Annotated in this window: 20 protein-coding genes; 10 read left to right on the plus strand and 10 right to left on the minus strand. The window is 73.2% G+C overall.

Annotated features, from left to right (window positions below):
* Positions 1-160: 160 nt before the first annotated feature.
* Positions 161-1,147, plus strand: a complete 987-nt coding sequence (gene rfbB / locus ABD691_RS30020; protein WP_344685500.1) for a dTDP-glucose 4,6-dehydratase — start codon at positions 161-163, stop codon at positions 1,145-1,147.
* Entirely contained in the window at positions 1,147-2,064 is a 918-nt protein-coding gene (gene rfbD / locus ABD691_RS30025; RefSeq protein ID WP_344685501.1) for a dTDP-4-dehydrorhamnose reductase, read from the plus strand. Before rfbB ends, rfbD begins: the two co-directional genes overlap by 1 nt.
* 308 nt (positions 2,065-2,372) lie before the next feature.
* Here the strand turns inward: rfbD and ABD691_RS30030 are convergent, their stop codons facing one another.
* The 4 genes from ABD691_RS30030 to ABD691_RS30045 all read right to left on the minus strand — a co-directional run bounded on the left by ABD691_RS30030 (position 2,373) and on the right by ABD691_RS30045 (position 7,745).
* Positions 2,373-3,161 (minus strand): SAM-dependent methyltransferase, encoded by a 789-nt coding sequence (locus ABD691_RS30030; protein WP_344685502.1) that lies wholly within the window; start codon positions 3,159-3,161, stop codon positions 2,373-2,375.
* Between the two features lie 67 nt (positions 3,162-3,228).
* Positions 3,229-4,266: a glycosyltransferase family 4 protein gene (locus ABD691_RS30035; protein ID WP_344685504.1), complete on the minus strand. Its 1,038-nt coding sequence runs from the start codon at positions 4,264-4,266 to the stop codon at positions 3,229-3,231.
* Entirely contained in the window at positions 4,259-6,751 is a 2,493-nt protein-coding gene (locus ABD691_RS30040; protein WP_344685556.1) for a glycosyltransferase, read from the minus strand. The genes ABD691_RS30035 and ABD691_RS30040 overlap by 8 nt, the downstream gene beginning before the upstream one ends.
* A gap of 76 nt (positions 6,752-6,827) precedes the next feature.
* Positions 6,828-7,745, minus strand: a complete 918-nt coding sequence (locus ABD691_RS30045; RefSeq protein WP_344685505.1) for a glycosyltransferase family 2 protein — start codon at positions 7,743-7,745, stop codon at positions 6,828-6,830.
* Positions 7,746-7,797: 52 nt separating this feature from the next.
* On the opposite strand from ABD691_RS30045, the gene ABD691_RS30050 reads away from it, so the two are divergent.
* The 3 genes from ABD691_RS30050 to ABD691_RS30060 all read left to right on the plus strand — a co-directional run bounded on the left by ABD691_RS30050 (position 7,798) and on the right by ABD691_RS30060 (position 11,014).
* On the plus strand, positions 7,798-8,886 hold the full coding sequence (locus ABD691_RS30050) for a glycosyltransferase family 4 protein (protein ID WP_344685507.1): 1,089 nt from the start codon (positions 7,798-7,800) through the stop codon (positions 8,884-8,886).
* 104 nt (positions 8,887-8,990) lie between these two features.
* The gene (locus ABD691_RS30055; RefSeq protein WP_344685558.1) at positions 8,991-10,121 is read left to right on the plus strand and encodes a glycosyltransferase family 4 protein; all 1,131 of its coding nucleotides are present in this window, start codon (positions 8,991-8,993) and stop codon (positions 10,119-10,121) included.
* Between the two features lie 23 nt (positions 10,122-10,144).
* On the plus strand, positions 10,145-11,014 hold the full coding sequence (locus ABD691_RS30060) for a glycosyltransferase family 2 protein (RefSeq protein WP_344685509.1): 870 nt from the start codon (positions 10,145-10,147) through the stop codon (positions 11,012-11,014).
* A gap of 3 nt (positions 11,015-11,017) precedes the next feature.
* Here the strand turns inward: ABD691_RS30060 and ABD691_RS30065 are convergent, their stop codons facing one another.
* Positions 11,018-11,353 carry a hypothetical protein gene (locus ABD691_RS30065; RefSeq protein ID WP_344685560.1) on the minus strand — a complete coding sequence of 112 codons (336 nt, stop codon included), beginning with the start codon at positions 11,351-11,353 and terminating at the stop codon, positions 11,018-11,020.
* Positions 11,354-11,572: 219 nt separating this feature from the next.
* On the opposite strand from ABD691_RS30065, the gene manB reads away from it, so the two are divergent.
* Both manB and ABD691_RS30075 read left to right on the plus strand, forming a co-directional pair.
* A complete protein-coding gene (gene manB, locus ABD691_RS30070) occupies positions 11,573-12,640 on the plus strand; it encodes a mannose-1-phosphate guanylyltransferase (RefSeq protein WP_344685511.1) in 1,068 nt (355 codons plus the stop codon).
* Between the two features lie 31 nt (positions 12,641-12,671).
* The gene (locus ABD691_RS30075; RefSeq protein WP_344685513.1) at positions 12,672-13,574 is read left to right on the plus strand and encodes a DNA-3-methyladenine glycosylase family protein; all 903 of its coding nucleotides are present in this window, start codon (positions 12,672-12,674) and stop codon (positions 13,572-13,574) included.
* Here ABD691_RS30075 and ABD691_RS30080 read toward each other — a convergent pair.
* Genes ABD691_RS30080 through ABD691_RS30095 form a run of 4 tightly spaced genes read right to left on the minus strand, consistent with a single transcriptional unit; the run spans position 13,559 to position 17,194 of the window.
* Positions 13,559-14,098, minus strand: a complete 540-nt coding sequence (locus tag ABD691_RS30080) for an NUDIX hydrolase (RefSeq protein WP_344685515.1) — start codon at positions 14,096-14,098, stop codon at positions 13,559-13,561. The two genes, ABD691_RS30075 and ABD691_RS30080, sit on opposite strands and share 16 nt — an antisense overlap.
* Positions 14,095-15,438, minus strand: a complete 1,344-nt coding sequence (locus ABD691_RS30085; protein WP_344685517.1) for a coenzyme F420-0:L-glutamate ligase — start codon at positions 15,436-15,438, stop codon at positions 14,095-14,097. The genes ABD691_RS30080 and ABD691_RS30085 overlap by 4 nt, the downstream gene beginning before the upstream one ends.
* Positions 15,435-16,421 carry a 2-phospho-L-lactate transferase gene (gene cofD / locus ABD691_RS30090; protein ID WP_344685519.1) on the minus strand — a complete coding sequence of 329 codons (987 nt, stop codon included), beginning with the start codon at positions 16,419-16,421 and terminating at the stop codon, positions 15,435-15,437. Before cofD ends, ABD691_RS30085 begins: the two co-directional genes overlap by 4 nt.
* A gap of 26 nt (positions 16,422-16,447) precedes the next feature.
* On the minus strand, positions 16,448-17,194 hold the full coding sequence (locus ABD691_RS30095) for a site-2 protease family protein (RefSeq protein WP_344685521.1): 747 nt from the start codon (positions 17,192-17,194) through the stop codon (positions 16,448-16,450).
* A 444-nt stretch (positions 17,195-17,638) separates the two neighbouring features.
* On the opposite strand from ABD691_RS30095, the gene ABD691_RS30100 reads away from it, so the two are divergent.
* Positions 17,639-17,923: a WhiB family transcriptional regulator gene (locus ABD691_RS30100; protein ID WP_425565192.1), complete on the plus strand. Its 285-nt coding sequence runs from the start codon at positions 17,639-17,641 to the stop codon at positions 17,921-17,923.
* A gap of 79 nt (positions 17,924-18,002) precedes the next feature.
* Positions 18,003-21,146 carry a glycosyltransferase gene (locus ABD691_RS30105; protein WP_344685525.1) on the plus strand — a complete coding sequence of 1,048 codons (3,144 nt, stop codon included), beginning with the start codon at positions 18,003-18,005 and terminating at the stop codon, positions 21,144-21,146.
* On the opposite strand, the gene ABD691_RS30110 is transcribed toward ABD691_RS30105, so the two are convergent.
* The gene (locus ABD691_RS30110; protein WP_344685527.1) at positions 21,130-21,603 is read right to left on the minus strand and encodes a metallopeptidase family protein; all 474 of its coding nucleotides are present in this window, start codon (positions 21,601-21,603) and stop codon (positions 21,130-21,132) included. The two genes, ABD691_RS30105 and ABD691_RS30110, sit on opposite strands and share 17 nt — an antisense overlap.
* Positions 21,604-21,706: 103 nt before the next feature.
* On the opposite strand from ABD691_RS30110, the gene ABD691_RS30115 reads away from it, so the two are divergent.
* Entirely contained in the window at positions 21,707-22,066 is a 360-nt protein-coding gene (locus ABD691_RS30115; protein ID WP_344685529.1) for a DUF3499 domain-containing protein, read from the plus strand.
* The last annotated feature ends 133 nt before the right edge of the window (positions 22,067-22,199 follow it).

Raw genomic sequence — 22,199 nt, forward strand, 5'->3', positions numbered from 1 at the left:
GGAGCGGGTCCGGTCCCGTCAAGACAGGTGACATCCCTCATACGAGTGAGAAGTGGTGTCACGCAGAGTCAGCAGGGAACCGGACCGTCGGTGGCGGCAAGCGTGACAGACTTCGGGCGGACCCCCGGCAGGGGGGGCAGGTGTCAGGAAGGCGCGATCGATGCGGGTTTTGGTCACGGGTGGGGCCGGTTTCATCGGCTCGCACTACGTACGGCAGCTTCTCGGCGGGCACTACCCGGCGTTCTCCGACGCGGAGGTGGTGGTCCTCGACAAGCTCACCTACGCGGGCAACCTGGAGAACCTGCGCCCGGTGGCCGACGATCCGCGGTACCGGTTCGTGCGCGGCGACATCTGCGACTGGGACGTGGTCTCGGACGTGATGCGCGGGATCGACGTGGTGGTGCACTTCGCGGCCGAGTCCCACGTGGACCGATCGATCCTGGGCGCGTCGGAGTTCGTGGTCACCAACGTCGTCGGCACGAACACCCTGCTGCAGGGTGCGCTGGCGGCCGGGGTGGAGAAGTTCGTGCACGTCTCCACCGACGAGGTCTACGGCACGATCGACGAGGGTTCCTGGCCGGAGGACCACGTGCTGGAGCCGAACTCGCCGTACTCGGCGGCGAAGGCGGGTTCGGACCTGATCGCCCGCTCCTACCACCGCACGCACGGCCTGCCGGTGTGCATCACGCGCTGCTCCAACAACTACGGGCCCTACCAGTACCCGGAGAAGGTGCTGCCGCTGTTCGTCACGAACCTGATGGAGGGCAGGAAGGTCCCGCTGTACGGCGACGGGCTCAACGTGCGCGACTGGCTGCACGTCACCGACCACTGCCGCGGCATCCAGCTGGTGGCGGAATCGGGGCGGCCGGGGGAGATCTACAACATCGGCGGCGGCACCGAGCTGACGAACCGGGAGCTGACCGAGCGGGTGCTGGAGCTGATGGGGCGGGACTGGTCGATGGTCCAGCCGGTGACCGACCGCAAGGGGCACGACCGCCGCTACTCGGTCGACCACCGCAAGATCACCGAGGAGCTCGGCTACCGGCCGGTCGTGGCCTTCGAGCAGGGCCTGGCCGAGACGGTGAAGTGGTACGAGGAGAACCGCGACTGGTGGGAGCCGCTGAAGCACCCGAACGGAGCGAAGTGATGGAGCGCCTGGCGGTGCTGGTCCCCGGTGGCAGGGGCCAGCTCGGGTCCGAGATCGTCCGAGCCCTGGCGGGAAGGCCGGAATCTCTGGTGCACGCACCGGGTTCGGCCGAACTCGACATCACCGACCGCGAGGCGGTCGCCGACGCGATCGAGTCCTTCGGCTCGACAGCGCGCGACGCCGACCTGCGACCGGTGGTGGTCAACGCCGCGGCGTACACGGCGGTCGACGCCGCTGAGGAGAACGAGAAGCGAGCCCGCGCGGTCAACGTCGACGGCGCCGCCGCCCTGGCCGCCGCCTGCCGGTCCTGCCGCATCCCGCTGCTGCACGTCTCCACCGACTACGTCTTCTCCGGCGACGCGCGGCGGCCGTACGAGCCGGAGGACGAACCCGGCCCGCGCAGCGTGTACGGCCGGACGAAGCTGGAAGGCGAACGCGCGGTCCTGGCGTCCGAAGCCCGGGCGTGGGTGGTCCGCACCTCGGGCGTGTACGCGGCAGGCGGAGGTGGGAACTTCGTGAAGACCATGGCCCGCCTGGAAGCCGAACGCCCGGAACTGTCCGTTGTGGACGATCAGATCGGCGCACCGACCTGGGCGGCGGACCTGGCGGCGGGAGTGCTGGAACTGGCGGGACGAGCGGCCTCCCGCCAGGGCCCGGAGCGCAGGGTCCTGCACTGCACCAACAGCGGCCGAGCCAGCTGGTTCGAGTTCGCCCGAGCGGTGTTCGAGGAACTCGGAGCGGACCCGGAGCGGGTCAAACCCTGCTCGACCGAGCAGTTCCCCCGCCCCGCACCACGCCCGGCGTTCTCGGTGCTGTCCGGCGAGTCGTGGCGCGCCAGCGACCTGACCCCGCTGCGCCCATGGCGGGAGGCACTGGCAGCCGCGTTCGCCGCAGACGGCGCCGCACTGCGGGGTTGAAGTCCCCACCCACAAGGGTGGGGTTTGGTTCTCATCCCGTCGACCTGGCGCCAGCCCGATCAGGCCGTGTCAAGGGGGCACCGACCGGCAAACCCGCAGCGCAACAACGAAACCGCCCCCTTGACGCGGTCTGATAGCCCTCCGTGGAGGTCGACGGGATGAGAACCACCCCAACCGAACCGCAGCGGACCGCCCCATCTCATCCCGGAGACCTGCCTGGGGTCCGGGGGCGGCGAGCGCCCCGGAACCACCCACGCAACGGAACCCGAACCGGCCAAGCCGCTTCGGCCCCAAACCCCCTCCGCCCCCTACCCCTTAACCCCCACACCCCCCAAAGCCCCAACGGAAGCGGTCCCACCCCCGTCACCCCGCCACTGCGGATACTCCACCAACCCGGGCGGAACGAGCTCCAACCCCCGGAGAAACCCCCGAATCTGCTCCGCACTCCGAAGCCGGTAAGGCTGAGCGGCCCCGGAGTCGTTGTAGTGATCCTGCGCCTTGACCAGAGCGGTGTCGGAGTTCGTGGCGTCGCCGAACACCAGGTAACTCCCCGCAGGCAACGCGGACAGCAGCTCGGCGACGACGGACCGAGCGACGTCGTCATCGGGCACGAGCCCCATGACCCCGAGCAGCAGCAACGCGGTCGGACGGCTGAAGTCCAAGGTCGAAGCGGCGTGATCGAGAACCCTGCGCGGATCGCGCACGTCCGCGTGCAGGTAGTCGGTCGCGCCCTCCGGAGTGCTGGTGAGCAGCGCACGCGCGTGCGCGAGGACCAGCGGATCGTTGTCGACGTAGACGATCCGCGACTCGGGCGCGATCCGCTGCGCGATCTCGTGCGTGTTGTCGGCGGTGGGCAGCCCGGTCCCGATGTCGAGGAACTGGCGGATCCCCGCCTCGCCCGCGAGGTACCCCACCGCGCGGGCGAGGAAGCCCCGCCCGGTGCGCGCCATGTCGACGATCCCGGGGTACGTCTCGCGGTACCGGTCGCCGGCCTCGCGATCCACGGTGTAGTTGTCCTTGCCGCCCAGCCAGTAGTTCCAGATCCGGGCCGCGTGCGGAGCCGTGGTGTCGATCGTGATCGGCGGCTCGTGCGTCATGGAAGTGCCTTTCGGGACGGCGTCGTCACTCATAGTGCCGCAAAGATCACCATCGCGGGTGGAAGTTTCACCGCGCTGCGATCCGGTACGCGCGCAGCGTCGCCTCAGCGCAGCGGCTCCACGTGAACCCCGCCGCGTGCGCGCGAAGCGCGGCGGACTCCGGCGGAGACTCCAGCGCTCGGCGCAGCGCAGCGCGCAGCGCGTCGGTGTCGCCGTAGCGGAACAGCGAGGCGTGCCCGGAAGTCACCTCGCGGAGCGCAGCGACATCGGAGCAGACGACCGGTACGCCGCAGGCGAAGGCTTCCAAGGCCGGCAGGCCGAAGCCTTCGTCGCGCGAGGGGAGCACGAGCGCGCGGGCGCCCGCGACGAGGCGGCGCAGCCGCGAGTCGGGGAGGTAGCCGGTGCGGAGCACCCGGTCGCCGCGGGCGGCGTCGCCGGGACCGGCGACGACCAGCGGCGGGAGGTCGTCGGCGTGGGCGCGGAGCAGGCCGGGCAGGCCCTTGCGGGGGCCGTCGGCGCCGACGAACAGCAGGTAGTCGTCCGGAATGCCGTGGCGGGACCGCACTTCCTGGTCCGGGGGCGTGGCGTCGAACCACTCCGGGTCGACGCCCAGCGGTGTCACGACGATCTTCGACCGGTCCACGCCGAGCCGCGAGCACACCGAGTCCGCGACTGCCTCGGTCGGCGTGCACACCGCAGCGGCCCGCCGCACCGACGCCCGCACCAGCTCGGCCAGCCCCGGCGCCTCCTCGGGCGCGTCGAGGAAGGCGAGGTCGTGCACGGTGACCACGCCGCCCGCGCGAACGGATGGCGGCAGCACGAAGTTCGTGCCGTGCACGACATCGCAACGCCCAGCGAGCAGTTCCACCGGCGGGAAGGCGCCGCGCGACCACAGCGCGCGCAGGACGCGCGCCGGGATCGGCGGTCCGACGACCCGCGACGGCGCCAGGGAACGCAGTTCCCGCCAGCCGCGCGTGGTGAAGCCGATCAGCCGCAGATCCACTTCGGACACCAGCGCGGCGGCCAGCGACGCGGTGTACCGGCCGATCCCGGTCCGGCTGCCGAGCAGCGGCGTCCCGTCGAGCAGGACGCGCAGGTCAGCCATCGCGGCGCAGCCGCTCGGCGGCGAGCCGCCGGATGCGGCCGGTGGCTCGCTTCGCGACCTCCAGCGGCCCGCCCGCGTCGAGGTATTCGCGCAGCAGCGCCACATCCCGCCGCACGGTTTCCACGCCCTTCAACTTCGGCGTCCGCACCAGCGGCCCGGAAGCGCCGAGCCGGTCGGCGGCCGGACGCGGGTCGCGGCAGAACTCCGTGAGCGGCGCGAGCACCGCCTCCCAGGTGAACCGCTCCCGCACACCGACGATCCGCTCCTGGCACCCGGCCGCGAACTCCTCGTCGTAGAGCACCTTCTCCAGCGCGTCCGCCAGCGCGTCGGGGTCCTCGGGCGGGACGACCACGCCCAGCCCCTCCTGCCGCACCAGATCGGCGAAGGAGTCGCCGTCGGTGGTCACCACCGGCAGCCCCGACCACAGGTAGTCCAGCACCCGGGTGCGGAACGCGAACGTCGTCTCCACGTGCTCGAAGTGCGTGGTGACCCCGCAGTCCGCGTCGAGCAGGTAGTTCTGCCGCTCCTGGTAGGGAACCCAGGTCTCGTTGAAGAACACGTGCTTGTCGGTGAGCCCGAGCCGCGCCGCGAGGTGCCGGGTCTGGTCGGCCATCCCCATCTCCGGCACGTCCGGGTTCGGGTGCTTCATCCCGAGGAAGAACAGCCGGACGTCGTCGCGCCGCTGGGACAGCCCGTGCACCGCGCGCACCAGCGTCAGCGGGTCGAACCAGCTGTAGACGCCACCGGCCCACAGCACGACCTTGTCGTCCGCGCCGATCCCCGGCCGCGCACCCTTGATCGCGGGCCCGGTGCGCCGGGGTGCGACCGACGGCAGGCCGAACGGCACCACCGACAGCAGCGAGCGCACGGTCGGGTCGGTGTCGTAGAGCCCCGGCGTCAGCCTGCCCAGCGAAGCGAGGTGCCCGAGCCAGAAGTGCCGCTGCCGCTCGGACGCGCACAGGAAGAAGTCGCCGCGCTCCAGCTGCGTGTTGAGCACCTTGGTCACGCCCGCCAGGTCGAGCGCGCGGCGCTCGTCGTCGGTGTCGCGGCCCTGCTCCAGCAGCTCCAGGTGCATCGGGTCGTAGACGTCGCAGACCACGATCTTGGTCGAGTCCGCCTTCTTCAGCGCGGGCACCATCTCCAGCACGTGCCCCTGGAGCACGACGATGTCGGCCCACTCCACGTGCGGGCCGAGTTCGCGGGGCCTGGCCGCGACCACGTCGAACGGCGACTCCGGCGGGTTCACGTGCGCGTTGACGCTGACCAGTCGCACGTCGTGCTCGGAGGAGAGCACGTCGGCCATGTGCCAGGCCCGGATCGCAGGCCCGGCCATCCGCTCGGTGACCGCGTCCCCGGTGATCACCGCGATCCGCCGCGGCCTGCCGAACACCTTGTCCAGCTCGAACGCCTCGACCAGCGCGTCGTGCGCGGCGAGGTAGCGCGGCAGCGGGTACGCCGGTTCCATCGCCTTGCGCATCAGCGGCAGCAGGTCGGCGTCGGTGCGCACCCGCGCCCGCTGCTCGGCCTCCCGCGCCTCCTTCAGCTCCGGCAGCAGCTCGACGAACTGGTCGATCGCCAGCATCCCGGCGAGCGCGGCGCGGTCGATGGAGACCTCGGAGACGTCGTCGGGACCGTCCGGCCGCCGCGTGATCTCCAGCTGCCCCGGATCGATCTCGCCGCGGGCGGTGGCCCGGCGCACCGCCAGCGCCATCGCCGCGGGCAGCGCCTTGGCCAGCGTCTCGTCCGAGACGTTCTTGTAGAGGCTGGCCAGCGCGTTGCGCTCAAGCAGGTAGTACTCGCGGGCCGAGGCGATCTCGGTCATCGAGGCGTGGTGGCGGTGGTAGGCCAGCGAGCGCGGCTCGTAGCGGACCCGCCAGCCGCGCAGGTTCAGCCGCCAGCCGAGGTCGACGTCCTCGTAGAACATGAAGTACCGCTCGTCGAACCCGCCGAGCGCGGCGAACAGCTCGGCCCGCACGAACAGCGCGGACCCGGTGCCGAACAGCACGTCGCGGGCGGCGTCGTGCGACCCGTCGTCCACCTCGCCCGCGTGCCGCTTGTAGCCCATCCCGAACCAGGTCAGGCCGCCGTCGACGAAGTCGACGTGCCTGCCCTCCCAGTCCAGCACCTTGCTCGCCACCGCACCCACGGTCGGCTCGCTGCGCAGCACCGACACCGCCGCGCGGGCCCACGCCCGGTCCGGCCGGGCGTCGTTGTTCAGGAACGCCAGCACCTGGCCGGTCGCCTCGCGCGCGCCCAGGTTGCAGCCGCCCGCGAAGCCGAGGTTCTCGTCGGACCGGATCAGCCGGACGCCCGGCTCGGCGGCCTCGATGCGCTCCGCCCCGCCGTCCCCGGAGGCGTTGTCGACGCAGATCAGTTCCAGCTGGTCACCGGGGTAGTCGAGGTCCTCCCGGAGCGCGCGCAGGCAGGTGATGGTGTCGTCGGCGCCCCGGTGGTTGACCACGATCACCGAGACGGTCGGCAGCATGGTGGGCTTTTCGGTCACGCCCTAAGCCTGCACCATGCGTTTGCCGGGGATGTGGGCTGCCTGGGGCGTCTTGCGCTCAGCCCGCCCAGTCCTGCCACACCTGGGCGCGGCTGACCGTCGAGCGCCGTCCGATGGCGCGGCGCTCGTTCAGCGTGGATGGCAGCCGCAGCGCGATCTCGGCGAGCACCCGCAGCCGCAGCCCGACCCGGAAGTTCGCCGCCGGGACCCGGCGTCGGAACGGCAGTGCCGCTGTGATCGCCGCGAAGCGCGCGATCTCGCGCACCGCCACCGCGGCAGGCGCGCAGCGCAGCAGCATCAGCAACCGGTTCCGCTCGTTCCAGCGGTGGAACAGCCGCGAACCGGGGTTCGCGGACGCGCCGTGCAGGTGCCGGGCACCGGCCTCGGGAACCTGCACGACGCGGCGGTCCGCCAGGCGCAGCCGCCACGAGGTGTCGGTGTCCTCGTAGTAGCAGAAGAAGGCGGCGGGCACGCCGCCGATCGCGCGCAGGTCCGCCAGGCGCAGCAGAGCGGCGCCGCCGCAGAAGCCGAAGGCTTCGGAGGCGGTCGTGTCCGCGCCGTGGCCGTCGGGAGTGAGGCGGACGCCGAGCGACTGGAGGCGGCCGTCCGGCGCGCGGAGCGCGGCGGAGGCCGCGGCGACGCCGTCGGCGTCGAGCGCCGCCTCCAGCGCGGAGAGCCAGCCGGGGTCCGGCGCGGCGTCGTCGTTGAGCCAGGCGACCAGCGGGGTGCGCACGCGCGGGAGTGCGGCGGCCACGCCGCCCGCGTAGCCGAGGTTGCGGGGCAGGCGGAGCACTTCCGGGCGGGACGGGTGCGCGGCGAGCACCTCGGCGGTGCCGTCGTCGGAGGCGTTGTCCACCACAAGAGTCCGATGTGGACGGTCCTGGGCGGCGAGCGCGTCCAGGCAGGCGCCGACGTGCTCCCGGCCGCGCCAGGTCACCACCACCACGGTGCTGCGAACCGGTTCCGATGCGGTCACGGCGAGCCACGCTACGCCCGGCGCCGTCACCCCGTCGTGGCAGGCTGAACCCGTGCCCGAACTCGTCGCCATCGCCGAGCAGCTGCTCGCGCCCGTCCCCGGGGGGACCGGTCGCTACACCCGGGAGCTGCTCCGCGCGATGGCGTCGACCGCGCCGAGCGGCTGGCGGCTGACCAGCGTCGTCAGCCGGACCGGCGATCCGGCCGCCGCCGCGGTCGACGGGGTCGGCGGGCCGCGGGTGCTGCGCCTGCCGCGCCGCGCGCTGATCGCGGCGTGGGAGCGCGGGGTTCCGCTGTGGCCCGGCGGTGATTCGGTGCACGCCATGACCCCGCTCGCCCCGCCAGCGCGCCGCGGGCGCCGGCTTGTCGTCACCGTGCACGACACCGTCCCCTGGACCCATCCGGAGACCCTGACCCCGCGCGGCGCCGCCTGGCACCGGCGGGCGATCACCCGCGCCGCGCGGGCGGCGGACGCGATCGTGGTGCCCACCCGGGCCGTCGCCGCCGACCTCGCCCGGCACGTCGACCTCGCCGCGGACGTGCACGTGATCGGCGAAGGCGTCACGGCCTCGGTGACCGCCGAATCCTCCGCGCGGCTGGACCTGCCGCCGCGGTACGTGCTGGTCGTGGGCACCGTCGAGCCGCGCAAGGGACACGAGCACCTGGTCCGGGCGCTGGCCGAACCGGACGCCCCCGACCTGGCGCTGGTGGTCGTCGGCAGCCCCGGCTGGGGCGCGGTGGACCTGCGCCGGATCGCCGCCGACCACGGCCTGGCACCGGAACGCCTGCGGCTGCTCGGCGGCGTCACCGACGCCGAACTCGCGGAGGTCCTGCGCCGGGCGGCCGCGCTCGCCGCCCCGAGCCTGGCCGAGGGCTTCGGCCTGCCGGTGCTCGAAGCGATGGCCGCGGGCGTCCCGGTGATCCACTCCGACGCCCCGGCCCTGGTGGAGGTCGCGGGCGGCGCGGGCATCGAGGTCCCCCGCGCGGACCACCGCGCGCTGGCCGCCGCCCTGCGCACCGCCGCCGACGCCCCGGACCGCGACCGGATCGAAGCGGGCAGGCGCCGGGCGGCCGAATTCACCTGGGAGCGCGCCGCGCGCGAGGTGTGGCGCCTGCACACCGAGGACACGACGACCGCATGACCGCGACCCGATCACCCCTGCACGCCGGGGATTTATCCCCGAACCCGTCACGGGCCCTCCGCACTCCCCCGTACGCTGCTGGCGTGCACAGACGCGAGCCGCGCATCCTCATCGACGCAACCGCGGTACCCGCGGACCGCGGTGGTGTCGGCCGCTACGTCGACTCGTTGCTCGCCGCGCTCGACGCCGACGGCACCCGCACCGCCGTGGCCTGCCAGCCGCGCGACGCCGAGCTCTACAGCACGATCGCGCCGCACACCGAGGTCGTGCCCGCCGCCGAGTCGGTCGCCACCCGCACCGCCCGGCTGGCCTGGGAGCAGACCACCCTGCCCCGGCTGGTCCGCCGCCTCGGCGTCGACGTCCTGCACTCCCCGCACTACACGACGCCGCTGGCGAACCCGGTCGCCTCGGTGGTCACGCTGCACGATGCGACGTTCTTCACGGACCCGGCGCTGCACTCGCCGGTCAAGGCCCGGTTCTTCCGCGCGTGGACCCGCACCGCGCTGCGCCGCGCGACGCTGTGCGTGGTCCCGAGCGAGGCCACCGCGAGCGAGCTCGCCCGCACCGTCGGCGCCGACCGCGGCGCGATCCAGGTCATGTTCCACGGCGTCGACCCGGATCGGTTCCACCCGCCGTCGCCCGCCGAGGTCCAGGCCGTGCGGGACCGGCTGGACCTGTTCGACCAGCCCTACGTCGCCTTCCTCGGCGCGCTCGAACCCCGCAAGAACGTGCCCGCGCTGATCCGCGGCTTCACCCTCGCCTGCCAGGGCCGCTCGGACGCGCCCGCGCTGGTGCTGGCCGGACAGCCCGGCTGGGACACCCGGGTGGAGCGGGCGCTGATGTCGGTCCCGCACCGGATCCGGGTGATCCGCGCGGGCTACCTGCCGTTCTCCCAGCTGGCCGGGTTCCTCGGCGGCGCGCACCTGGTCGCCTACCCCAGCGTCGGCGAGGGCTTCGGCCTGCCGGTGCTGGAGGCGATGGCCTGCGGTGCGGCGGTGCTGACCACGCGCAGGCTGGCGCTGCCGGAGGTCGGCGGCGACGCGGTCGCCTACTGCGGCGTCGGCGCGGGCGACATCGCCGCCGGGCTGACCGAGCTGCTCGACGACCCGGCCCGCCGCGCCGCGCTGGCCGAGGCGGCGCAGCGCCGGGCCAAGGAGTTCACCTGGGCGGCCTGCGCGGCGCAGCACCGCGACGCCTACGCCCGCGCCGACCACGTCCACCGCAACCGCCGCTGACGCCCTTGGCAGAATGTGGCGGCGTGACCGACTCGCGCACCTACGGCGACGAGCTCGCCGTCGTCACCGTGACCTACTCGCCCGGCGACACCCTGACCCGGTTCCTAGACACCCTGGCCACGGCCACCGACCGGCCGGTGCGGGTGATCCTCGCCGACAACGGGTCCACCGACGGCGCCCCGGAGAAGGCGGCCGAACGCCCGGAGGTCGACCTCGTCCCGACCGGCGCGAACCTCGGCTACGGCGGCGCGGCCAACCGCGGGGTCGCCGAGCTCGGTCCGGAGCACGGCTGGATCGTGATCGCCAACCCGGACCTGGAGTGGCAGCCGGGCGCGCTGGACGAGCTGCTCGCCGCCGCCGGTCGGTGGCCGCGCGGCGGCAGCTTCGGCCCGCTGATCAGGGAACCGGACGGCGCGATCTACCCGTCGGCCAGGCTGATCCCGTCGCTCGGCCGCGGTGCCGGGCACGCCGTGCTCGGCAAGATCTGGCCGTCGAACCCGTGGAGCCGCGCCTACCGGCAGTCCGAGACCGCGATCTCGGAGCGGACCGCGGGCTGGCTTTCCGGCTCCTGCCTGCTCATGCGCCGCGAGGCGTTCGACTCGGTGGACGGCTTCGACCCGCGGTACTTCATGTACTTCGAGGACGTGGACCTGGGCGAGCGGCTGGGCCGGGCGGGCTGGCTCAACGTCTACGTGCCGTCCGCGGAGATCATGCACATCGGCGGCCACTCGACCGGGAAGGCGTCCGCGCGGATGCTCACCGAGCACCACCGCAGCGCCTACCGCTACCTCGCGGACCGGCACCGGGGCGCGGTCTGGGCACCGCTGCGGCTCGCGCTGCGCGCGGCCCTGGCGGCCAGGGCCCGGCTGGAGATCCGCGCCCAGCGCGGGTAGCGGTCAGTACTGCGGGTACTGCTGTTGCGCGGCGCGGGAACCGAGCGGTCCGAACTCGCCCGGACCGCGCTGCGCCTGGTACGGGTTCGGCGGGACCTGCTGCTGCGGGTCGTCGGTCGGCCACCCGGTCTGCTGCGGAGCGGGCGGGACCGTGGGCATCGGCTGCGACTGGGAGATCACCTGGGTGTGGTCCGGATCGGAGTTCTCCACCACATCCCGCGGGATCCGAACGGTCGTGGACGCATCCATCGGCGAGGTCGCGTTGTCGGGAGTGACGACGAACGCACCTCGCGCCCGCGCGCGAGCAAGTGCTTCGTCGGCTCGAAGGCGCGGGTCCATGGGGATGCCCTCTCAGTACTTCGCCGGTCAGGGGGGTCGAACGTGGCCACCGCGGAGATCGGTGCGGTCGCCAGTGCTGGACCCGGTGACCATTATGCCGTTGCTCCTGCCAGAGTATTCCCCCCAACGGGTTTTCGTCAGGGAAACTTCGTCAGGTAGTGGAGCCCGGTGGAGGAGAACCCGGTGGAGGAGATGCCCAGTGAAGGAGAACACTGACTGATGTCCACGGAAGCGGTGGTGCTGGTCGGAGGTCGGGGCATGCGGTTGCGCCCGCTGACCCTCTCGGCACCCAAGCCGATGCTGCCGACCGCGGGTGTTCCGTTCCTGAGCCACCTGCTGGCCCGGATCCGCGAGGCCGGGATCGAGCACGTGGTGCTCGGCACGTCGTACAAGGCCGAGGTGTTCGCCGAGCACTTCGGCGACGGCTCGGACTTCGGGCTGCGGCTGGAGTACGTCGTCGAGCGGGAACCGCTGGACACCGCGGGCGCGATCCGCAACGTCGCGGACCGGCTCAGCGCCGACGACGTCCTGGTCTTCAACGGCGACATCCTCTCCGGCGCCGATCTCGGCGACCTGCTGCGCACCCACCGGGAAGCCGAGGCGGACGTCACGCTGCACCTGGTCAAGGTCGGCGATCCGCGCGCTTTCGGCTGCGTTCCCACCGATCCCGACGGCCGGGTGACCGCGTTCCTGGAGAAGACCGAGAACCCGCCGGTCGACCAGATCAACGCCGGCTGCTACGTCTTCCGCCGCTCCGTGATCGAAGACATCCCCGCGGGCCGCCCGGTGTCGGTCGAGCGCGAGACCTTCCCCGGTCTGCTCGCCGCGGGCGCGCGGATCCAGGGCTACGTCGACGACTCGTACTGGCTCGACATCGGCACGCCGGCCGCGTTCGTGCGCGGTTCGTCCGACCTGGTGCTCGGCAAGCTGCCGTCGACGGCCCTGCCCGGCCCGGTGGGCGAAGCGCTGCTGCTGGACGGGGCCAAGGTCGACCCGGAGGCCACCGTCGTCGGCGGCAGCACCGTCGGTGCCGGAGGCGTGGTCGCCTCCGGCGCGGAGGTGACCGGGTCGACGCTGTTCGACGACGTCCGGGTCGACGCCGGTGCGGTCGTCGAGCGCAGCGTGGTCGGCGCGGGCGCGGTGATCGAGGCGGGCGCGGTCGTGCGCGGCGCGGTGATCGGTGACGGCGTGACCGTCGGAGCGGGCTGCGAGCTGCTCGACGGGGTGCGAGTGTGGCCGGGCGTGGAACTGCCGCCGGGCGGCGTACGGTTCTCCGCAGACCGATGACGGAACAGCCTGATCATCGGACCGACTGATCATGAAACAGCTCGACCGCACCTGGAAACCCCCGTACCAGCTGGACCTGGCCGGGGTCCTGTCCCCGCTGCGCCGCGGTTCCGGCGATCCGACCACCCGCGTCTGCACGGACGCGTTCTGGTGGGCCACCACCACGCCCGAAGGTCCGGTCACCCTGCGGCTTTCCGCCGGTTCCGAGGTGCGCGCGACCGCGTGGGGCGCCGGTGCGGAGCGGGTGCTGGAGGGCGTGCCGGATCTGCTCGGAGCCTCCGATGACGACAGCGGTTTCACGCCGCTGCACGACATCGTCGAGCGCGGCAGGCGGGCCTCGCGCGGCGTGCGGTTGTGCTCGTCGGGCCGGGTGTGGGACGTGCTGGTCGCGGCCGTGCTGGAGCAGAAGGTCACCAACCGCGAGGCGTGGCGCTCCTGGCGCGAGCTGTGCCACCGCTTCGGCAGCCCCGCCCCCGGGCCCGCGCCGAAGGGCATGCGGACCGTGCCGGATCCGGCGCAGGTCCGGCAGATCCGGGACTGGGAATGGCATCGCGCTGGAGTGGACGGAGCCCGCCGCCGCACCCTGATCGCGGCCGCGTCGGTGGCGCGCAGCCTGGAACGGGCCGTCGAACTGGGCGGTGTCGAGGGGCAGCGGTTGCTGCGGCACATCCCGGGCATCGGACCGTGGACGGCGGCGGAGGTCGCCCAGCGCGCGTGGGGCGACCCGGACGCGGTCAGCGTCGGCGACTACCACCTGCCGACGATCGTCGGCCTCGCGCTCACCGGCGAACCGCTCGACGACGACGGCATGCTCGCCGCACTCGCGCCCTACGCGGGCCAGCGCCAGCGCGCCGTGCGCTACCTCGCCGCCGCGGGCGCTTCCCGTCCGCGCTTCGGCCCCCGCCTGCCCGCGCGCGACTACCGCGCGATGTGACGCGCGGCGGCCATCAGCGGCCCGAGGTCGGAACCGTCCGGAAGCCGGTCAACCGGCCACCACCGCAGGTCCAGCGACTCGTCGCTGCGCGCGGGCTGCGCGCCCTCCGGCGCGCGGACCACGAACCGCACGTCGAAGTGCCGGGTCGGAACGCCCAGCGAGCAGGTGATCGGGTGCACGTCCAGGTGCACCGGCTCGGGCTCCAGGACCAGGCCCTCGATCCCGGACTCCTCGGTCGCCTCCCGCAGCGCGGCACCGGCGATCGTCCCGTCCTCGGGTTCGCAGTGCCCGCCGAGCTGGAGCCACTGCCCGACCCGGGGGTGCAGCGTCAGCAGCACGTTCTCGCCCGCCGCGTCGAGCAGGACCGCCGACGCGGTCACGTGCCCGGGCTCGCACGCGCGCAGGCACGCGTCCGCGCGCGCGTCGATGAGCGCGAGGAAGGCGTGCCGCAGCGCTTCCTGCTGCGGGTCGGCGGGTTTCCAGTCCGAAAGCACCCGCCGGGCGTCGAGGTGCGGTCCGCTCACAGCTCCACCAGCCCGTCGTCGAGTTCGCGCGGCGGACGCGGCCCGGACACCGCCTCCGCGGGACGGCCGACCGCCACCGCGCCGAGCGGTTCCCACTCCGCGGGCAGCGCCAGCGTCGAGCGCACCACGTCGGGGCAGAACATCGTCGACGACACCCAGCACGAGCCCAGGTCCTCGGCCGCCAGCGCGACCAGCAGCCCCTGCACCGCGGCACCGGCGGCGACGGTGAACATCTCCCGCTCCGCACCCCGGCGCCGCTCGTCCGGGTAGTCGTGCGAGCCCTCGCGGACCATGAACGGCACCACCAGTTCCGGTGCCGAGTAGAGCAGATCGCCCCGGCCGACCCGGCGCTGCGCGGCCTCCTCGGACATCCCGTCGGCGCGCAGGTCGTCCAGCCACGCCGCGCGCATCGCGTCCAGCAGCTTCATCCGAAGTGGACGGTCGCGGAGCCAGACGAAGCGGACCGGCCGGGTGTGGTGCGGCGCGGGAGCGGTGAGCGCGGCGCCCACCGCGCGGCGCACCGCGTCCGGCTCCACGGGGTCGTCGGCGAACGCGCGGACCGAGCGGCGCATCAGCACCGCCTCCCGGCGGCCCTTCGCCACCGCCTCCGCCGTGCCCATCCGGAACAGGTCCTCGTCGACCGAGCGGACCAGGTCGCGGGCCGACGAACCGTCGTCGGTGACGTGCAGCCCGCGCACCACCGCCACCGGGGTGCCCCCGAGCTTGCCCTTGACCAGGTCGGCCGCCGCCGCGATCTCGTCGGCGACCGCGACCTGGGTGACCGCCAGCTCGTTGCCCTGCGAGTCCGTGGCGCCCGCGTACCCGTGCAGCACCGCCAGCCCGGCCGAGCCGATCGCGGCGTCGGTCTGCCCGACCCGCCAGGTGCGGCCCATCGTGTCGGTGATCACGACCGCCACGTCCACCCCGAGCCGCTCGGCCAGTCCGGCGCGCAGCCCGCGCGCGGAGGCGTCGGGGTCCTCGGGCAGCAGGGCGATCTGGTCGAGCGCGACGTTCGAGGCGTCGACCCCAGAGGCGGCCTGGACGATGCCGAGCCGGTTTTCGGTGATCAGCGTGCGCCCGGCGCGGGCGAGCACCTGCACGGCCTCGGACCGCACCAGCTCCCGCCGCAGCTGGTCGCGCAGCGCCGGATCGCGCGGAGTGCGCACGATGCGGCCCTCGGCCTTGGACACCACCTTGCTGGTGACGACCACGACGTCACCGTCGGACAGCCACGGCGCCGCCGCGGCGATCGACGCGGCCAGGTCGTCACCGGGACCGAACTCCGGCAGTCCCGGCACCGGGATCAGCCGCAGCCCGTCGCCCGCTGCGTGGTCCTTCACGGCTCCACCCCCGCGATCTCGAACGCCGCGCGGGCCATCGCCGCGGTGGCGTCCACATCGGACATCAGCAGCGGGACCGCTCGCACGGTCACGCCGGGCACCTCGGCCGAGTCGCCGGAGTGCACCAGCCATGCGTCCAGGATGCCCTCGTCGGAGCCCTTCCGGGAGCCGTAGTGCCTGCCCACCGCCTCGGCGGTGGTGTCGACTCCGATCGCGGTGAGGCACGCGTCGGCCATGCCCCGCAGCGGCTTGCCGCCGATGATCGGCGAGAGCCCGACGACGGGTGCCTCCGCCTCGCGCAGCGCGGTGCGGAAACCGGGCACCGCGAGCAGCGTCCCCACGCTCACCACCGGGTTCGACGGCGCGATCAGCACGACGTCGGCCCCGGACAACGCCTCCAGCACCGCGGGCGTGGGCTTGGCCTCCTCCGCGCCCACCGGCGCGATCGCCTTCGCCGCGGGCTCCGCGCGGTACCGCACCCACCACTCCTGGAAGTGCACCGCGCGCGGTTCCGGGTCCTCGATCGCGATGTGGGTCTCGACCCGCTCGTCGGTGACGGGCAGCAGCCGCACGCCCGGCCGCCACCGGTCGCACAGGGCCTCGGTCACGTCGGTCAGCGAGTAGCCCGCGCGCAGCATCCGCGACCGGACCAGGTGGGTGGCGATGTCGCGGTCGCCCAGCCCGAACCAGCTCGGCTCGGCGCCGTAGGCGGCCAGCTCCTCCTTCACCGACCAGGTCTCGTCGACCCGGCCCCACCCCTTCGCGGAGTCGATGCCGCCGCCGAGGGTGTACATGCACGTGTCGAGGTCCGGGCAGACCCGCAGCCCGTGCATCCACACGTCGTCGCCGACGTTGACCACCGCGGTGACCTCGTGCGGTGAATCCGCCTCCGGCGCGCCGTGGGCGGGCAGGCCGAGCGCGGCCTTGACCCCGAGCAGGAAACGGGCGCCGCCGACGCCCCCGACCAGAACAACGACCTTCACGATGCCGATCCTCGCACGCTCGGAACTCACATCCAGAAGCGGAACGTGCTCATGCCGTCGATGGTCAGCTCCAGGTTGCCGCCGACGACGTCGAACAGCAGGTACGAGACGCGGAAGAACATCGCGCCCACCGGCGTCGCCAGGATCAGCGCGAACAGCACCAGCGGAGCCCACGGCCGCGCCTTCTCCCCGAACTGCCGGGCCTGCCCGGACAGCCACGGCTCGATCGCGCCGTACCCGTCGAGCCCGGGGATCGGGAGGATGTTCAGCACGAACGCGATCACCTGGAGGAACGCGAGGTAGCTGAGCCCGGCCCCGAGCCCGGGCGCCATCGGCACCGAAGCCACCACGGCGGTGAGCGCCACGCCGAGCACCAGGTTCGTCAGCGGACCGGCCAGCGACACCGCCGACTCGATCCGGCGGGTCCGGAGCGCGGAGTGGTTGATCCACACCGCGCCGCCGGGAAGCGGGATGCCGCCGATCGCCACGAACAGCAGCGGCAGCACGATGCTGAGCACCGGGTCGGTGTAGTGCCGGGGGTCCAGCGTCAGGTAGCCCTTGGCCTGGACCGACCGGTCACCGCCGCGGAAGGCGGTGACGGCGTGGCCGAACTCGTGCAGGCACAGCGAGGTGGCCCAGCCGCCGAGCACGATCAGCACGACACCGGCGGTCATCGCGTACACGTTGTCGAAGGTCGCCAGCACGCAACCGGCAGCCGTGGCGGCGACCAGGGCGAGGAACAGCGGGCTGACTCGCACTGCGGAGTTAATCACCCCTCCAGTGTCCCCGGCCGTGAACGGGCGCGGCACGCCGCTCGGTGGTATCCATTGATCATGATTTGCCGATACCGCTGGACGGAGTACTCGATCATGAGCTGAAAGTGCTCTTCCGGTAGCGCTGAGTGGATCAGGTCGGGGTATCCCCCTACGGATGGTCTCCACTTGACCGCATGGAGCTACACGGGTGTAATCACAGTGGTGTCATTCTCCGTTGTCGCCTTCCGAAGACCAACGACTCCCGCGGATCGTCGGTCATCGGTTTCCGCACCTCGGGCCTGAACCGGGCCCCGGTGTTCCGGCGACGACGGCCGGCCGGAGGGGAGAACCGGCTGGGGAATCGCAAGTGGGAGTGCGTCCCGTTTCGGGTCCTGGGGAGGGCCCGGGGAATGGGAGAGACCCGGGGGAGGACCAATGTGGGAAACAGCCGAGAGCCGTCTCATGGAGCGGGGAGACCCGCAGCTGGCGGAGCTCGACATTCTGGGCCTGTTCGACCTCGACGAGGAAGAGCAGGAATGGCAGGAACGCGCCCTGTGCGCGCAGACCGACCCGGAGGCGTTTTTTCCGGAAAAGGGCGGTTCGACCCGGGAGGCGAAGCGCATCTGCGCGGGATGCGAAGTGCGTTCCGAATGCCTTGAGTACGCGCTCGAACACGACGAGCGGTTCGGCATCTGGGGCGGGCTTTCCGAACGCGAGCGCCGCAAGCTCAAGCGCCAGGCCGTCTAGCGCCCGGGTTCGAGGGGTTCTTTCCCGCCGCCCGTCCACTACCGTCACGGTCAGCTGATCACGACGGCGGGAGGACAGGTTGGCCGCGAGCGCGCCACGGCTGGACACGGCACCGGTGCTCGCCGTGCTGGTGTCCCACGGCGGTGACGAGCGCGATCTGCTGGACGCGCTGCGCGGGCTCACCGTCCGACCACGGCACCTGCTCGCGGTGGACGCCGGTGCGTCCACATCGGAGGAACTGGCGCGGGCGCGCCGGGACGGCCTGGTCGACGGGGTCCTGGAGCTCCCGGCCGGAACCGGTTTCGGCCCGGCGGTCGCGGCGGCTCTCGACCACGCCACCGACCGCTGGGGCGATCCCGGCCGCTGGCTGTGGCTGCTGCACGACGACTCGGTGCCGGAGCCGGACTGCCTGGAGAACCTGCTCCGGGTGGCCGACCTCGACTCGACCGCCGCGATGCTCGGCCCGCTCGGGCTGGACCGGGACGACCCCCGGCTGGTCGTCGACGCGGGGTTGTCCACCGACTCCTCGGGAAACCGGCAGACCGGCATCGGTCCGTCCGAACTGGACCCCGCGCTGGGTGCGTCGGGTTCGGCGCTGGCGGTGTCGGAGGTCCTGGCCGTCTCGTCGGCCGGGGCGCTGGTGCGCCGGGACGTCTTCCAGCAGCTCGGCGGGTTCGACGCGGTCGACGCCTTCGCCGACATCGACCTCGGCTGGCGCATCAACACCGACGGTCATCTGGTGCTCTTCGTCCCGAGCGCCCGCATGCGCCACGCGGGCACCTGCCGCAAGCCCGGCACGGGCACGCGGAAAGCCGGGCGGGTCAACGGTGTCCGCACCTTTTTGGTGAACACGACTCTGACGTCGTTCCTCATAGGACTGCCCAGGCTCTTCGTTCTCGCGTTGCTGCGGACGCTCGGTTTCACGGTGCTGCGCCGGTGGCCGGAAGCCCTCGCGGAGCTGGCGGTTCTCGGCAGCTTGCTGACCGGCAGGCTCGGGTTGCTGTCCGGCCGGCGTCGGCGTGCCGCGACGATCTCGAAGCGGCACGGAGTGCGCGGGTTGCTGACGAGTCGCCTGACCCGGCTGCGCAACGGTTTGCGCGCTGCGTTCGCGGGGCTCGTGCGCGAGCGGGTGCGCCGGGACTTCGTGCTCGGCCAGGCGAGCGAGCAGCTGAAGGCGGTGCCAGCGACGGCACCACGTGCGGTCGGTCCCGACGCGCTTCCGGCCGGGGCGGTCGGCAAGCGGGTCGCCGGGCTTCGCCGACCTGCCGCCCCGGTCGTCGTTCCCGTCGAGCCCGCGCCGACGCCGAGTCCCCGCCCGCGTCCGTCGCCGGTGCCGCGCGGAGGGACCACCCGGGAATCGGAACTCCTGCTCGTTCCAGTGGACCGCTGGCGCGTGCTGCGCGAACTGCTGCTGACGCCTCCGGTCGTCCTTGCGGTTGCGCTGCTGGTGTTCGCGCTGGTCACCAACGGTGTGCTCGCCGAGATGCCCCGGTTCGGCCCGGGGCTGCACGGCGGGCAGCTGCTCCCGGTCGGCGACCTCGGCCGGACGTGGGCGGACTACCTCGCCGCCTGGCATCCGGTCGACGGCGGCACGGCTTCACCCGCGTCCCCGTCGCTGCTGGTCCTCGCCGTCCTGGGTAGCGTGCTCGGCGGACCGCCGGTGGTCGTGTCGATCTTGCTGCTGTTCGGAGTTCCTCTCGCGGGGATCGCGGCTTACCTCGCCACCCGCGCGGTGCCGATCTCGCGGGCGTGGCGCGCGACCGCCGCAGGTGCGTACGCGCTGCTGCCTGCGGCGGTGCTCTCGGCGGGTCACGGGCGACTCGACGTCGTAGTGGCGCACATCCTCGTTCCGCCGCTGCTGGCCGGGATCTCGGCAGCGGTCGGTCTGTCCCGTCTCGCGCCCGTCCACGCCGAACGCAACTGGCTCGGCACCGCGTGCCTGACCTCGCTCGGTCTGGCGGTTCTAGGCGCGTTCACTCCGCTCATGCATGCGGCGCTGGTCGTCCTCGCGCTGCTCGGCTTCGTGCTCGTACCGAGCGAAGCGCGGCGCGCGCCCAGGCGGGTGGCGGCGTTGACCGCGATCGTGCTTCTGCCGGTGGCGTGCCTGCTGCCGTGGCCGATCGTGCTGGCAGGCAACCCGCGACTCCTGCTGGCCGGGCCGGGGCAGGTGAGCCCGTGGCTGCTGGCCCTGACCCCCTCGGCGGAAGGCTGGGCTGGCGGCCTGCTGGTGCTGGCCGTCGCCGCGGTGCTGATCCGCGGAAGGCGGCGGCCGATGGTGCCCGGACTCGCGGTGATGCTGTTCGGCTGGGTCCTCGCGGTACTGGTGCCCACCGGAGCACCGCTGATCCTCGTCGCGGCAGGAGCCATGTGGGCGGTGCTGGCCGGAAAACCGTCCGTGCACCGCGCTGTGCCCGCGTGCGTGCTGGCGGTTCTCACGGCGGGTGCCGTCCTCGCCGGGATCGGAGGCCCGCTGACCACCCAGCAGGCAACCACCACCCCGGCCCTGACCGAAGACCTGCAACGCCCCGGCTACCTGCTGCTCCTCGGCCCCGGCCCGGCCCGCCTGGTCGACGGAACCCACCCCCGCTACGGCGACGACGCCCTCGTCCGCCGGCCCACGTCCGCCGACTGGCTCCGCCGCGTCGACGCGGACCTCCGGTCCGGCGACCGCGACCGCGTCCGCGGCGCTCTCGCGGCGACCGCCGCCCGCAGCGCGGGCTTCGTCGCGGCTCCGCCGCTCGACGCGGCCCGCGTGCGCGAGGTCGCGGGCGACCTCGTGCAGCCGCACGGCCACCTCGCCTCCGGCGAGGACGCGCTCCGCGTGCTGCTGCCGAGCAGCCCGGTCGCGCTGCTCGGCCCCGACCTGGCCCGCCAGGCCAGGGCCGAAGCCGCACCGACGCCCGAGGCCAAGCCGCTGCCGGTGGACGCCGTACCGCCGGACTTCGCGGTCCGCGTGTCGGACGGCGGCGTCGGCCGGGCTCTCGTCCTGGGCGCGGAGAACGAGCCCGGCTGGTACGCCCGGATCAACGGCGCTCCGGCGCCGCTCGCGACCACGTGGGGACACCAGGTGGCGGTACCGCTACCCGAGCACACCGCCGACGTCGAGGTCGGCTACGAGGCCGCTCCGCGCACCGCGCTGCTCGTCGTGCAGGCGGCCGCGAACCTGTTCGCGCTGGTCGGGGCACTGCCCGAACGGCGTCGCCGGGTCACTGCCCCTCGATGACGTCCGGATCGAGCCCCAGGTAGGTGGCGACCTGCTCGATCAGCACGTCGTGCAGCAGGTCGGCCATGTCGGTGCCGTCGCGGGCCCTGGCCTCCAGCGGCCTGCGGTAGAGCACGATCCGGGCGCGGGTCGGCAGGCCGCGCCGGTCCACCCCGGCGGGCACCAGCCGGGCCAGCGGCACGTTGGCGTCGACCACCACGTCGTCGTCCCAGACGACCTTCTCCGGAACGGTGTTGGTGATCTCCGGGACCTCGTCCACGGCGACGTCGAGCTGGGTCAGCTCGGCGTGCCAGCGCTGCTCGATCGGTTCCAGTGCCTCCAGCACCAGGGCGTCGAAGCGCTGCGATCGGCTGCGGGCCACCGGGACCGAAGACGGGTAGAGGGGTCCGCGCAGGCCACGGCCCCGCCGGTCCCGCCGAACCAGCGTTCGGCGCCGAGATCCACGTGCGGTCACCACGAGGTGAGGGTACGCCGTCGCCAACCGGCTTGGCGCCGTCCTCCAGAGGTCGTTTCCGCGTGCCTGCGGCGCGCGCCGGAAGCGGGACGCTATCGTGCGTGTCGTGCGGAGCGTGAGGCGTTGCTCGCGGACCGGGTGTACCAACCCGGCCGTTGCCACGCTCACGTATGCCTACGCGGACTCCACCGCCGTGGTCGGCCCGCTGGCCACCTACGCCGAACCGCACAGCTACGACCTCTGCGAGGAGCACGCGCTGCGCCTCACCGTGCCGAAGGGCTGGGAGGTCGTGCGGCACGAGGGGGAGTTCGCGCTCCCCGAACCGTCCGCCGACGACCTGACCGCGCTCGCCGAAGCCGTCCGCGAGGCAGGCCGCCCGGACCGCCCGGCGGAGGCGCCGGACTTCTCGGTGGGCAACGGCCGCCGCGGTCACCTGCGCGCCCTGCCCGATCCGCGCGAAGAGTAGCGAGCTGCGTCACCCGGCGGAGGACCATCGCGCGAACAGCGCGAAGACACGTGATGAACAGCTCGCCGGGTCTCCACACAACGCCACGGAGCCCTCGATCGCCGGTAGGCTTCGATCCGCATCGTCCGATGTC

Origin of the sequence: Saccharopolyspora taberi, assembly GCF_039534165.1 — a bacterium.
Classification (GTDB): Bacteria; Actinomycetota; Actinomycetes; order Mycobacteriales; family Pseudonocardiaceae; genus Saccharopolyspora_D; species Saccharopolyspora_D taberi.